This is a genomic window from Mesorhizobium sp. WSM4822 (assembly GCF_055811155.1).
Genome location: NZ_JBVVQM010000002.1, coordinates 82,071 through 95,442, shown reverse-complemented (window position 1 = coordinate 95,442; position 13,372 = coordinate 82,071). Strand labels below are relative to the sequence as shown.

Sequence of the window (13,372 nt, the reverse complement as noted above, 5' to 3'; positions counted from 1 at the left end):
TGCGTTCGGCGTGACCGATCAAGAAGGGCAGTCACTGTAGAAAGGGCTGCCCTTTTTCATATCCTGTGACAAGATGACCGTCCGGCAAGGACGGCGACTGCCAAAGAGGGGCAAGATGGATCCGATTTCAAAATTCTTTGTCAGTTATAAAATCCCCATAGGCGAGTGGGGCAAAGCGTTCTTCACCTTCCTTACCGACAATTTCAACACCTTCTTCCGCGGCCTCTCCGGCGGCTTGAATTTCCTGCTCGATGGAGTGGTCGACACGCTGCTGTTGGTACCGCCGGTCCTTCTCATCGCGCTGATTGCACTGCTTGCCTATTATCTGCAGCGATCGAGAGGCTTGGCGGTGGCTGTCTTTCTCGGGTTGCTGTTCATCCTCAACCAGAACCTCTGGAAGCAGACGGTAGAGACACTGGTGCTGGTGGTTGCCGCCGCCGCCGCCTCGATGGCCATCGGTGTGCCACTCGGTATCTGGGCGGCGCACAAGCCGAAGGTCTATCGCGTCATGCTGCCGGTGCTCGATTTGATGCAGACGCTGCCGACCTTCGTATACCTCATCCCGGTGCTGACGCTGTTCGGCCTCGGCAATGCGCCCGGCCTCATCGTCACCATCATCTTCGTCATCCCGACCGCGGTTCGTCTGACGCATCTCGGCGTTGTCTCGGTGCCGAAGTCGATCGTCGAGGCCGGCGAGGCGTTCGGCGCCACCAAGAGCCAGTTGCTGTGGAAGGTGGAGCTGCCCTCGGCGCTGCCCACCATCATGGCCGGTCTGACGCAGTGCATCATGCTGTCGCTGTCGATGGTGGTGTTTGCCGCACTGATCGGCGCGGGCGGCCTCGGCACCGAAATCAACCGGGCGCTGGGTTCGCGCAAGATCGACCTCGGGCTCGAGGCGGGCCTCGCCATCGTCGTTTTGGCCATCGTGCTCGACCGGATGACCCGCATCGCCGTTGGAGGCAAGAAATGACCGTCGCCGTCGATTTCCGGAACGTCGATATCGTCTTCGGCGCCGACCAGGCCGGATCGCTGAAGATGATCGACGCCGGAGCCAGCCGCGCCGAGATCCTCGAAAAGACCGGCAATGTACTGGGTTGCGCCGGCGCCAGCCTGACCGTGAACGAGGGCGAAATCTCCGTGCTGATGGGTCTCTCCGGTTCGGGCAAGTCGACATTGCTGCGGGCGGTCAACCGGCTCAACGTGGTGTCGCGCGGCCAGGTGCTGGTCAAGGATGGCGACAAGACCGTCGACGTCGTCACCTGCGACGAGGCGACCCTGCGGCGCCTGCGCCAGAAACAGGTGGCGATGGTGTTCCAGCAGTTCGGCCTTTTGCCCTGGCGCACGGTGGAGGAGAATGTCGGTCTCGGCCTCGAACTCGCCGGCGTACCGGAAGCCGAGCGCAAGGAGCGCGTGCAACGCCAGCTCAAGCTGGTCAATCTCGACCAGTGGTCGAAGAAATACGCGCATGAGCTGTCGGGCGGCATGCAGCAGCGCGTCGGCCTGGCGCGGGCCTTCGCCACCGAGGCGCCGATCCTGCTGATGGACGAGCCGTTCTCGGCGCTCGACCCGCTGATCCGCACCAAGCTGCAGGACGAATTGTTGCAGCTGCAGGCCGAATTGAAGAAGACCATCATCTTCGTCAGCCACGACCTCGAGGAGGCGCTGAAGATCGGTTCCCACATCACCATCATGGAGGGTGGGCGCATCGTGCAAACCGGCGCGCCGGAGGACATCGTGCTGCGGCCTGCCAACGACTATGTCCGCGACTTCATCGCCAATGTGAACCCGCTGTCCGTGCTGACCGCATGGAACGTGATGCGCGACCGTCGCGATCTGGAGCACGGCAAGGACGGCTGGGTGTGGCTCGACCGCCGCAAGACGACGCGCTTCAAGATCGATGATCACGGGCTGGTGGCGGCGGCCGAACGCGATGGCAAACCGGCGGTCTGGGTGTCGTGCGCCGATGTCGAAGGCCAATCCGAAGAAGCCGCGCAAGTGTTCTGGGCCAATCCGGGCACCTCGCTGAAAACCGTGATGCTGGCCATGCACCGTTCGCAGACCGCTCCTGTGGCGCTGTTCGACGATCAGTCGCGCTTCGTCGGCGCCATCGGTATCCGCGATGTGCTGAGCGCGGTGCTGCGGCGGTAGGTTCTTCGGAACCAACGGCGACGAGGCGCGGCGACCAATCGCACCTCTTTTTTTAAGCCGCCAGCGGCAGGCGCAGTTGCGTCAGCAGGCCGCCGCCCGGGTTGTTGGACAATCGGATCTCGCCGCCGGCGGCGCGCGCGATGTTGCGGGCGATGGTCAGGCCGAGGCCCAGACCGCCGGTCTGGCGGTTGCGCGATTGTTCGAGGCGCACGAACGAGCCGAACACGGCGTCGATCTGTGCCTGCGGTATCCCGGGCCCTTCATCGCGGATGGTGAGCAGGATCATGTCTTCCGACCGGCGCAGCGAAAGATGCGCCTTCTTGCCGTAGGTGACCGCGTTCTGCACCAGATTGGTGACACAGCGCTTGAGCGCGACCGGCCGCGCCATGCAGATCAGCCCGCGCGAACGGGTCTCGTCGTCGAACGATACGTCGTCATAGCCGTCGGCGATCGATTCCACGAGCGACCAGAAATCGATGCGTTCGTTCTTTTCCTCGGTCACTTCGAAGGTGGCGAAGTCGATCACCGAGCTGGCGATGCCCTCGACATCGGCGAGGTCGTGCGCCAATGCCTCGCGGACCGCCGATTTGCGCAACAGCTCCAGGCGCAGGCGCATCCTGGTCATCGGCGTGCGCAGATCATGCGCCAATGCCGCCGCCAGATGTTCGCGGTCCTCGACATATTCGCGCAACCTTGCCTGCATGGCGTTAATCGCCTTGGCGGCGGCACGGACCTCGCGGCTGCCGCTCTCGGCGATCGGCGGGCTCTTTAGATCCTTGCCGATCCGGTTCACGGCGGTTTCCATCATCCGGTAGGGCGCCGTCAGCCGGCGCAGCGACCAGATCGACATGATCACCACCAGCCCTGCGATCAGCGAATAGAGCGGCAGGCTGTCGAAGCTCAGGATCGGGCCGACCGGCGTGATCGGCTCGGTGAAGTTCAGCCATTGGCCGTCGGCGAAGCGCAGCGAGGCCGTCAGCTTGTCGCTCTGGGCGAAGTCGGCGGCCAATACCAGAAGGTCGCGCTCGACCTGGCCGATGTCGGGTCCCGGGGCCGTGCCGTCCGCGTCATCGGCCTCGCGCGTCGCCGGATCGCGGCGTACGCGTGCATCGGTGATGCCGAATTTCGACAGCCTGCCGACGAGGATGTCTTCGAGTTCGGCCAGTTCGTCGTCACCGGCGATCGACGAAGTGACCGCCGGTGTGTCCGAAACGGTGAGCGCATAGGTTGAATTGAACAGGCCGCTCGCCGTCGCCTTGCGCTCGTCCGGACTGGCGTCATGCATGAGCTGCACCAGCGAGAAGGCACGGTCGTTGAGCCGGTAGAGGTCGACGACGTCGTTGGCGGCGGCGCGGTCGCGCGACACGATGTAGAGGGTCGCGACCTGGCTGATCAGCAGGCCGGCAATGACGATCAGCAGCACCCAGACAGGCAAGGTCTGCGGCAGGAAACGTCTCATTCGGAGGTCGTCTCGGGCAGGAACTGGTAGCCGCCGCTGCGCACGGTCAGGATCAGCTTGGGCGTCTTCGGGTCGTCTTCCATCTTGCGTCGCAACCGGCTGACCAGGATGTCGATGCTGCGGTCGAAGGAATAGTCGCTGTCGCCGCCGGACAGCTCGATGAGCTGGTCGCGGGTCAGCACGCGCTGCGCGCTCTTGACGAAGGTCTGCAGCAGGTTGAATTCGGCCATGGTCAGCTCGACCCTGACATCGTCGGGTGCGATCAGCCGGCGCCGAGCACAATCCATCGTCCAGCCGGCGAAGCGGTAGATCTGCTTGGTGGAGGCGCGCTTGGGCTCGGCGGCGCCATTGCGCCTGAGCACGGCGCGGATACGCGCCAAAAGCTCGCGCGGATCGAATGGTTTGGGCACATAGTCGTCGGCGCCCATTTCCAGGCCGACGACGCGGTCTGTCGTCTCGGTGACGGCGGTCAGCATGATGATCGGCGTCGAATACTGGGCGCGCAGGTCGCGGCACAGCTCCAGCCCGCTTTTGCCGGGCAGCATCACGTCGAGGACGATGAGGTCCACCTGGACGCGCCGCAGGATGGTCTCCATCTCGATGCCGTCGGCGGCAACCGAGGTGTGCAGGCCCCGCTTCTGGAAGAATTCCTGCAGCAGGTCGCGAATACCCTTGTCGTCGTCGACGATCAGTATGTGTGCGTCGGATTTCACAGCAGCCCTGTCATTGTTGCCAAGCCCTTCTGTCGCAACCCACACGATAGAATTCAGGCCATATGTTGGCCAGTGGCTATGATGGGTTCACACCGGCTTTCTCAGACACACTCCAGAAACAAAATTCTACAGTTCAGAAAAACTCCTGAAAAATTTCAAAGGCATAACTGGTCTCGTGGCGGTCAGGTCATCGGCTGCGACGCTAGTCTCCGGGTTTACGGATAAACCGATGCCAAGGTTGTCGATCAGTTTGTTGGGTGCGTTGCTGGGCTTCTGCCTGGTCACTGCCGCTGTCGGACAATCGGACGCAAAGGCCACGCTCACAACCCGGAGCGAACGGTGCGCCAATCTCAGCCACCAATTTGATGAAGCCCTCGAAACCCATGCCACGGCAACGCAGGTCACCGCGGCAAAGGCACTTCAGAGAAAGGGCAACCGGTACTGCGCCGCCAAGAAACAGGCGCAGGGCATCCGGATGCTCGCCAATGCTTTGAAGCTGCTTGGAGTGACGCCGAACGACCCGGTTCAGTAGCACTCAGAAACTTGACCCGCATAAAAAGGAAACGAAGCCATGAAAAAGTCCATCCTCTCCGCCACCGGTCTCGCCGTCGCTCTCGCTTTCGCGATGCCGGCTCTCGGCAACGCCGCCGCCACCACGACCGCTGCTCCGGCTGCTTCGACGACCACAGCTCCGGCGACTGCCGCTCCGGCCAAGGCTGCTCCGAAGAAGGTCGTCAAGAAGACCGTCAAGAAGCACAAGAAGTCTGCCGAGAAGGCCGTCAAGAAGGACGCCCCGAAGACCTGATAAGGTCCGGCACAAAATGCCGGCCTGTTGACCAAGGCCGCTCCAGCTGGTTTCGGCTGGAGCGGCCTTCTTCCTGTCCGAACCGCTGAAGCCCTGACGTTGGCGATGAAGCGGGTCGATGGGCTCAACTGATCTTGACGAAGTCTGGCACCGGCAGCTTCCGCCTCGACTGACACTTAACCCGTTTGCAACGCCGACGGTGTAGGACAATCCGCATGAAGAAGCGGCTTTCGTCCATTTTGCGCTCGATGGTGATCGGCGGCCTGGTTGCCACCGGCGTCGCCAGGGTGCTGATCCTGTTCACCGCCAGCCCGGTGCCCGATCCGGCCACCGGACGCACCGAGCCTTCGCTGTTCGCGCCTGCGATTTCCACCAACTGGGACTACATCACGCCGGCACAGACCTGGCTGCTGATCGTGCTGACAGGCGCGACGTTGATCTGCGTCGCCGCGTGGCCGATCACGGTCTGGCTGGAACGCCGGGCGGATGCGGGTGGAAACCGCTTTCACCCCGATATCCGGCCCGCCACGACCGCGCGGCAGATTCCCAGCCGTCGCATGTTCGGCCGCCAGGGCCGTTGAACGGCAACCGACACTTTCCCACATGATTGTGAATGGCCGCGTCGGCGGACACTGGTTTTCGCGCGTCGACCAAAATGGACGACCGCTTTCGCTGGTGCCAGAATGGCGGCAGGGTTGCTACGCCAGAGCAATTCACCGTTTCGTGGAAACGGCGAACCGTTCTGATCCTTTGTCTTGACGCAATTCCGGGCGGAAACCGTTTTACACTTTTCCTGGAATTGCTCTAACTGTCGGTTCCAATGCCTGAAATCACCACAAAACCGCGCGTCCAGGTCAAGCCGCAGGTCGAACGGCCAAAGCTCTACAAGGTCATCCTCATCAATGACGATTTCACGCCGCGCGAATTCGTCGTGACGGTGCTGAAGGGTGAGTTCAAACTCAGCGAAGACCAGGCGCATCGGGTGATGATCACCGCGCATCGTCGCGGCGTCTGCGTCGTCGCCGTGTTCACCAGGGATGTCGCCGAGACCAAGGCGACGCGCGCCACCGATGCCGGCAAGGCCAAGGGCTATCCGCTGATGTTCACGACGGAGCCGGAGGAGTAGCTCTACCGTCCTTCGCGGTACCACATCGAACCCATTGCCAGAAGCAGCAGGCCGAGGCCGAGGAAGCCGCCGAACAGCGGCACGCGCGAGACGGCCTTGAGCACGCTGTCGTCCGTGGTGCGCAGTCCGATCCAGTCGTTGCCGGACGCGGCACCAGCCGAGCGCACAGGCACGATGGAGGGTAGCGTCACGTCGCTGCCAAGGGCTGTGGACGACGCCAGCCGGCGCACGCTGCCGCCGGTGGCTTCAGCCGGCGCCTTCAGCCGGCTTTCGGTGGAAATGACGTCGGCGAATTCCGGGGCGTTGACCGGCCCGACATGGGCGAGCGCGGTGAGGTCGCCATTGGCGACCTGATAGAGGCCGATCTCGCTGGTCTCGACGCTGCCGAGGAAGACGCCGGGCTCGGATTTCTCGAGCTTGACGGTCAAGGTCTTGCCGGATGGGGTGATGATCTGCGCGGGGCCGGGATCGTCGGCCATCGTCTGGCGGCGGATTTCCAGCACCATGCCGCGGCCGTCGGCGGTCAGCCGCTCTTCCTCGAGCTCAGGCTCCTTCATCAGCCAGTGGGCGATGCGCCGGTAGAGCTGGACATGCGGGCCGCCGCCCTCGAAGCCGCGCGCCCACAGCCAGCCCTGATCGGACAGCAGCATGCCGACGCGGCCTTCGCCCTTACGGTCGAGCAACAGCAGCGGCCGGTTGTCGGCGCCCTTCATCACCACTGCGCCTTCGGGATTCTGCACGCCGATGGTGCGGAACCAGCGGCTCCAGTGCGGCGGCTCGGTGGCAGAGCCATCCAGCCCACGCGTCACCGGGTGGCGCTGGCCGAGTTCGGTGAGGCGCGGATAGAAGGCCTTGTCGACCACCTCGCCGGTCGGCATCGCCGGCAGGGCGGACATCAGCGGCGTACGCGCGATCGAGCTTTCGCCGGCATATTCGGGGCCGGCCGCGATCAGCAGCGCGCCGCCCTTTTCGACATATTCGGAGATGTAGTCGTAATAGAGGATCGGCAGCACGTCGCGGTGCTGGTAGCGGTCGAAAATGATGAGGTCGAAATCCTTGATCTTCTCGACGAACAGTTCGCGGGTCGGGAAGGCGATCAGCGACAATTCGTTGATCGGCGTGCCGTCCTGCTTTTCCGGCGGCCGCAGGATAGTGAAATGGACGAGATCGACCGAGGCGTCGGATTTCAGCAGGTTGCGCCAGGTGCGTTCGCCGGCATGCGGCTCGCCGGAGACGAGCAGCACGCGCAAGTTCTCGCGAATGCCGTCGATGAGCGCGATGGCGCGGTTGTTGGTGTCGGTCAGTTCGCCCGGTTCGCGATCGATGGCGAGTTCGACAATGTTGCGGCCGGCGCCCGGAATGGTGACCTGCAACGGCATCGCCTGGCCGACAGTGGCGTGCTCGACCGCGACCTGTTCGCCATTGACCGAAACGCGCACATCGACCGGGCCGGTCTCGTTTTCGGTCGAGATGACGCGGTAGGTCATGTCGAGCGGCTTGCCGACAAGGCCGAAGCGCGGGGCGTTCTCGAAACGTATGCGGCGATCCTTCTCGTGATCGTTGCCGGTGATCAAAGCATGCAGCGGGGCGTTGAAATCGGGCGCACCGGGGGGCGCGTCATGGACCTCGCCATCGGTGATCATGATGGCGCCGCCGATGCGTGACGGCGGCACGTCGCGGAAGGCGCCTTCAAGCGCGCCGAACAGCCGTGTCTCGGTGCGCTCCTCGGCGGCCTCGGATTTGCCGGCCTCGACGACGCGCACGTCGAACTGCTTGAAGCGGCCAAGCCGCTGCTGCAGCCCGGCCAACGCCTCGTCGGTCTGCTTGGTGCGGTCGCCGATATCCTGGCTCTGGCTGCGGTCGACGACGAGGGCGACAACACTTTTCAGCGGCTCGCGCTCCTCGTTGAGGAACACCGGGTTGAACAAAGCGGCGGCGAGCGCCAGAAGGGCGATGAAGCGGAAGACCGAACCGCGCTGGCGAAACCACAGGCCGACCAGCGCAAGCAGCGCCAGCGGCACCAGCGCCAAGGTCAGCAGTGGCCAGGAGATCAGCGGTTCGAAGGAGATCGACCAATTCATTCCTTACCCTCCTCTTTTTGGGGAGGGTTTATCCGCGACCGGAGGGCATCAAACAAACTCATCCTACTGCCCCAGCCGTTCGAGCAGTATGGGCACGTGCACCTGGTCGGATTTGTAGTTGCCGGTCAGCATGTACATCATGATGTTGACGCCGGCGCGCAGCGCGTAGATGCGCTGCATCGGGTCTGCCGGCACAGTTGGCAGCAGCGCATCGCCGTTCTCGTCGACCGCCCAGGCGCCAGCGAAATCATTGGCGGTGATCATGATCGGCGAGACGCCATCGCCGGTACGCACCGGCCGGTTCTCGGCGTTGCTGGCGTCGAGCGAGGCCTCGACCCAGAGCGGGCTGCCGGCGAAGCGGCCGGGGAATTCGGGCAGGATGAAGAAGGATTTGGTCAGCACGTGGTCGGACGGTACCGGTTCCAGCGGCGGCACGTTGAGATTGCCGAGGATGTCGCGCAGCCGCTCCGTCGCCGGGCTGGTTGAATCGGCGCCGATGCCGTTGGCGAACTGGTCGCGGGTGTCGAACAGCACCGTGCCGCCTTGCTGCATATAGGCGTCGACGCGGGCGATCGCTGCCTGGCTGGGCATCGGTGCGGCCGGATCGATCGGCCAGTAGATCAGCGGATAGAACGACAACTCGTCCCTCGAAATGTCGACGCCGGCCGGCTCACCCGGTTCCAGCGCCGTCTTCTCGACCAGAAAGCGCGTCAGGCCCTCGAGCCCGGCGCGGCTGATCGAATCGTCGCCCGGCACGCCGGTCAGCACATAGGCGATGCGGGTCTTCGAAATCGCCTCGATGGCAATTTCGTCACCCGGCTTGGCGTCGTCGGCGCGGGCAAGGTCGGCATGACCGAACGAGCTACCCAGCGCAATCAGGATGGCGGCGGTGGTTGTCACGGCACCGGCGCGGCGCGGCCGGCGTGAAAACAGGCCGCCCATCCAGAACACCGCCAGCGTATCAAGCAGCATCAGCACCAGGGCGGCCGCGACCAGCGCGCCTTTCAGATTGCGCGATTCGTCAAAGGCATACTGGATCGAGGTGATGGGAACTGTGATTTGCGGGCGTGCCAGGGGCGCCAACTTGCTGTCGGCTTCCAGCAGATTGTGGGCAAATACACCCGTCTCGGAACCATAGAGACCGGGCGGGTTTTCAAAAGTCACCGGCAGCGCGCCAGCGCCCGGTACAAGCGGCCGTGCATCCGGCGTTGGCGGCACCAGCGAGCCGTCGGCTGCAATCATGCGATAGGGCGCCAGCGACGCCGCGGCGGCTTCGGCATTGGCGATGGCCGCGCCCTGGTTGCGCGACAGCTGCACGATGCGGCGCAGCATCTCGACGAAGCTGCCAGAGATCGGCAGGTTCGACCAGGTTGCCTCGGGGGTGACGTGGAACAGCACCAGCGTGCCCTTGCCTTTCTTCAGTCCGGTGACCAGCGGCGTGCCGTCGGCAAGGGCCGCCCAGGTGCGCTCGACGATATCGGATGTCGGCTCGGCCAGCACCTGCCTGCTGACGGTGACCTCGGTCGGCGGCGCCAGATCGGCGAACGGGCCGGCCTTGGGGAATTCGGTGACCGGCTGCGGCGACGTCCATGACAGCGCGCCGCCGAGCGACCGCTCGCCGGTGCGAAGGCGGACGGGCAGCAAATCGTCGTCATCGCCCGCGGTGGCCAGCCGCGAACCGGCGAAACGCACCAGCGTGCCGCCATTGTCGACCCAATCGACAAGTCTCTGCCGGACCTGTCCGGGAATGGTGCCGATATCGGCCATAACGATCATCGCGGGCTTCTGGTCGAGGATTTGCGGGATGGCGTCGGCAAGATCGGCGCTGGAGGGTTCGACCAGATCGGCGAAGGGCTGCAGCGCCCGCCTGATGTAGTAGAGCGGCGACAAAAGCGGCTGTGCCTGGTCGGCCTCGGCCTGCGACAATAGACCGACGCGGCGGCGCTTGGAGCTTTCGTCGAGGACGCGGACCGCACCGGCCTGCCGCTCGCCGTCGAGCGCGATGGAAGCGAAGTCGTTGCGCAGCTCGAACGGCACCGCCATGGTGCCGGTGGCGGTGGTTTCGCCAGGCGAAAAGGTCAGCGTCGCATCGGCGATGCGGCGGCCCTTGTCATCGAAGGCGCCGGCGGTGACCTGAGCCGGGGCAGGGTCGCCCGGCGCGCGGATGGCGGTCAGTGCAAAGCCGTCGACCTGGTTGTCGGCGGCGGTCAGGCCGGTCAGCGACAGCCTGTCCGCGGTTGCCCAGACGACACGCGCGGCATTTTTCGACAAAAGCGTGTTGAAGGCGGCTTCATCGCCCTTTGCCGCCAGGCCGTCGGCAAGCACGGCGACGCTGGCCCCGGGCAAGGTCTCCAGCACGCCGGCCACGCGGGCATAGATGGCGGGCCGGTCGGTCGGGATCGGCCGCGGCTTGGCGGCGCGCAGCCGGTCAAGCGCGGTGGCGGCATCGAACGGGCCGACCTCGGCATTGGCCTTTTCGGCGGTGAAGGCGATGACGACCGGCACGCCGTTGGCGCCGGCATCGTTGATCAGCCGCTCGGCGGTGGCGACGCGTTTGCCCCAGTCGGCGGCACTTGCCCAGTCATTGTCGATGACCAGGGCAAGGGCGGCTCCCTCGGCCGGCAGCTTTTCGCGCGGGTTGAAGACCGGGTCGGCCAATGCCGCTACGATGAGGGCCGCCATCAAGAGCCTGAGCAGCGTCAGCCACCACGGGCTCTGCTGCGGCGTCTCCTCGCGCTTCAGCACGCGCGCCAGGATCTTCAGCGGCGGGAAGATTTCGGTCTGCGGCTTGGGCGGCGTCAGCCTGAGCAGCCACCAGATCACCGGCAGTGCCAGCAGGCCCCACAGCACCATGGGGGCGCCAAAGGAAAGCGGCAGCCAACTCATGCGACAGCCTTTCCTGGCCGATCGCCACCGGTGATCGTGCCGGCACGACTGCCAAAGTCGGTCGGCCCTGGCTGATCGCCGCTGGCGATCATGCCTGCATGACCGCCGGCGGTCGGCCTGGCCGAGGGGCCGTCAGCAGTCATCGCCATGTGCAGCCGCACCAGTGCGTCGGAAGCGAGCCGATCGGTGTGGTTGACGGTAAAGCTCCATCCAAGCCGTTTGCACCAGGCCGTCAGTTCATGGCGGCGGGCGGCGTAAAGCAGACGATACTCATCACCCAGCATTTCGGCGCGGCCGGCGGTCAGCTTGTCGCCGGTCTCGGGATCGGTGAACTCGGTTCGGCCGGCATAGGGGAAGGTCTCCTCGGCCGGGTCCGCGACCTCGATCAGGTGCGCGCGCACGCCGTGGCGGGCCAGCACGTCGAGCCAGGCCATCGTCTCTTCGACCGGATCGAGGAAGTCGCTGACGATGACGATGTCGCAGAAGCGCCTGATGTCGGACAGGTCGGGTTTTGCCGGCAAATCGCCCGCATGCATCAACTGGGCGGCGATGCGTTCGGCGCCGTTGCGGGCGGTGAACGGGTCGGTGAGGCCCGGCCAGGCGATGCGCTCGCCGCTGCGCGACAACAGTTCGGCCATGGCCAGCGCCAGCACCAGCGCGCGCGATTGCTTGGAAACGCTGGCGCCGGTGGATTTGTAGAGCATCGACGGCGAGGGGTCGGCCCACAGCCAGACCGTATGGGCGGCTTCCCATTCGCGGTCGCGCACATAGGTGTGGTCGTCGCGGGCCGAGCGGCGCCAGTCGATGCGCGAGGAATCTCCCTCGACATAGGGCCGGAACTGCCAGAAATTTTCACCGATGCCGCGCTTGCGGCGGCCATGCCAGCCGGCGATCACGGTGTTGACGATGCGGCGCGCCTCGACCAGCAGGTCTGGCACAAGCGAGGCTCGCAACCGGCCACGGGCGAGCGCGTCGCGCGTCGCTGCCGGAGCCTGGACCTCGCCGATGCGCGGCATCAAATCCCTTTCACGAGTTTCGCCACCACGTCACGCACGCTGGTGCCTTCGGCGCGGGCGGCGAAGGTCAGCGCCATACGATGCTGCAGCACCGGCTCGGCCAGCGCACGCACGTCGTCAACCGAGGGCGCCAGCCGTCCGTCGTAAAGCGCGCGCGCCCTTGTGCACAGCATCAGCGCCTGGCTGGCGCGCGGGCCGGGACCCCAGGCGACGTTCTTGTCGGTCTCGGCATTGCCTTGGCCGGGACGCGCCGAGCGCACCAGCGTCAGGATCGCCTCGACGACGCTTTCAGGCACCGGCATGCGGCGGATCAGCGTCTGGATCTCCTTCAGCCGCACCGGCTGCAGGACGTTCTGGGCTTTCGCGTCCTCGATGCCGGTGGTTTCCAGAAGGATGCGGCGCTCTGCCTCGATTTCGGGATAGAGGATATCCACCTGCATCAGGAAGCGGTCAAGCTGGGCCTCGGGCAACGGATAGGTGCCTTCCTGCTCCAGCGGGTTCTGGGTTGCCAGCACGTGGAAGGGCGCCGGCAGGTCATGGCGGGCGCCGGCAATGGTGACGTGGTATTCCTGCATGGCCTGCAGCAGCGCCGACTGGGTACGCGGCGACGCGCGGTTGATCTCGTCGGCCATCAGCAACTGGGCGAAGATCGGCCCGGAGATGAAGCGGAAGGAGCGTTTGCCGGTTTCGTCCTGCTCCATCACTTCGGAGCCGAGGATATCGGACGGCATCAGGTCCGGCGTGAACTGGATGCGACGCGAATCGAGGCCGAGCACGATGCCAAGTGTTTCGACCAGCTTGGTCTTGGCGAGGCCCGGCACGCCGACCAAAAGCGCATGGCCACCGGCCAGCAGCGCCACCAGCGTGCGCTCGACGACGCTTTCCTGTCCGAAGATGACCCGGCCGACCCCGTCGCGGATACGGGAGATGTCGGCAAGCGCCTTTTCGGCTTCTGCGATCATGTCCTTTTCGCTGATCGGGCTTTCCTTGACCATCACGCTCATGCCGCATCGATCCTTGTGGTTGGAATACCATGGCTGGAACAACGGCTGCACCATACCATAAGTTGCCGCGATTCGGCCTCGCGTGGCGCCTATGTCGAAACTTAAATCACAGACTTAGGCTGACAAGCGCAACA

Annotated in this window: 12 protein-coding genes; 6 read left to right on the top strand and 6 right to left on the bottom strand. The window is 64.8% G+C overall.

Going from position 1 to position 13,372, the window contains the following annotated elements:
* Positions 1–115 precede the first annotated feature (115 nt).
* Positions 116–970 carry a choline ABC transporter permease subunit gene (choW, locus tag AC0L3E_RS05340; RefSeq protein ID WP_127266555.1) on the top strand — a complete coding sequence of 285 codons (855 nt, stop codon included), beginning with the start codon at positions 116–118 and terminating at the stop codon, positions 968–970.
* Complete coding sequence (gene choV, locus AC0L3E_RS05335) at positions 967–2,148, top strand: choline ABC transporter ATP-binding protein (protein ID WP_024504539.1); 1,182 nt, start codon at positions 967–969, stop codon at positions 2,146–2,148. The genes choW and choV overlap by 4 nt, the downstream gene beginning before the upstream one ends.
* 52 nt (positions 2,149–2,200) lie before the next feature.
* Here the strand turns inward: choV and AC0L3E_RS05330 are convergent, their stop codons facing one another.
* Both AC0L3E_RS05330 and AC0L3E_RS05325 read right to left on the bottom strand, forming a co-directional pair.
* The gene (locus AC0L3E_RS05330) at positions 2,201–3,607 is read right to left on the bottom strand and encodes an ATP-binding protein (RefSeq protein WP_127397491.1); all 1,407 of its coding nucleotides are present in this window, start codon (positions 3,605–3,607) and stop codon (positions 2,201–2,203) included.
* A complete protein-coding gene (locus tag AC0L3E_RS05325; protein ID WP_027039421.1) occupies positions 3,604–4,320 on the bottom strand; it encodes a response regulator in 717 nt (238 codons plus the stop codon). Before AC0L3E_RS05325 ends, AC0L3E_RS05330 begins: the two co-directional genes overlap by 4 nt.
* 229 nt (positions 4,321–4,549) lie before the next feature.
* Between AC0L3E_RS05325 and AC0L3E_RS05320 the strand changes: the two genes are divergently transcribed.
* The 4 genes from AC0L3E_RS05320 to clpS all read left to right on the top strand — a co-directional run bounded on the left by AC0L3E_RS05320 (position 4,550) and on the right by clpS (position 6,251).
* Positions 4,550–4,852, top strand: a complete 303-nt coding sequence (locus tag AC0L3E_RS05320) for a hypothetical protein (RefSeq protein ID WP_024504541.1) — start codon at positions 4,550–4,552, stop codon at positions 4,850–4,852.
* Positions 4,853–4,891: 39 nt separating this feature from the next.
* Positions 4,892–5,125, top strand: a complete 234-nt coding sequence (locus tag AC0L3E_RS05315; RefSeq protein WP_128309129.1) for a hypothetical protein — start codon at positions 4,892–4,894, stop codon at positions 5,123–5,125.
* A gap of 215 nt (positions 5,126–5,340) precedes the next feature.
* Positions 5,341–5,706 carry a hypothetical protein gene (locus AC0L3E_RS05310; protein ID WP_127266561.1) on the top strand — a complete coding sequence of 122 codons (366 nt, stop codon included), beginning with the start codon at positions 5,341–5,343 and terminating at the stop codon, positions 5,704–5,706.
* Between the two features lie 239 nt (positions 5,707–5,945).
* The gene (gene clpS / locus AC0L3E_RS05305; RefSeq protein ID WP_023809857.1) at positions 5,946–6,251 is read left to right on the top strand and encodes an ATP-dependent Clp protease adapter ClpS; all 306 of its coding nucleotides are present in this window, start codon (positions 5,946–5,948) and stop codon (positions 6,249–6,251) included.
* A gap of 2 nt (positions 6,252–6,253) precedes the next feature.
* Here clpS and AC0L3E_RS05300 read toward each other — a convergent pair whose 3' ends face one another.
* From AC0L3E_RS05300 to AC0L3E_RS05285, 4 genes are all read right to left on the bottom strand, one after another.
* Positions 6,254–8,332 (bottom strand): hypothetical protein, encoded by a 2,079-nt coding sequence (locus AC0L3E_RS05300; protein WP_128362947.1) that lies wholly within the window; start codon positions 8,330–8,332, stop codon positions 6,254–6,256.
* Positions 8,333–8,395: 63 nt separating this feature from the next.
* A complete protein-coding gene (locus AC0L3E_RS05295; protein WP_473604396.1) occupies positions 8,396–11,218 on the bottom strand; it encodes a DUF4159 domain-containing protein in 2,823 nt (940 codons plus the stop codon).
* Positions 11,215–12,234: a DUF58 domain-containing protein gene (locus AC0L3E_RS05290; RefSeq protein ID WP_245469397.1), complete on the bottom strand. Its 1,020-nt coding sequence runs from the start codon at positions 12,232–12,234 to the stop codon at positions 11,215–11,217. The genes AC0L3E_RS05295 and AC0L3E_RS05290 overlap by 4 nt, the downstream gene beginning before the upstream one ends.
* Complete coding sequence (locus AC0L3E_RS05285) at positions 12,234–13,238, bottom strand: AAA family ATPase (RefSeq protein ID WP_013529968.1); 1,005 nt, start codon at positions 13,236–13,238, stop codon at positions 12,234–12,236. The genes AC0L3E_RS05290 and AC0L3E_RS05285 overlap by 1 nt, the downstream gene beginning before the upstream one ends.
* Between the last annotated feature and the right edge of the window lie 134 nt (positions 13,239–13,372).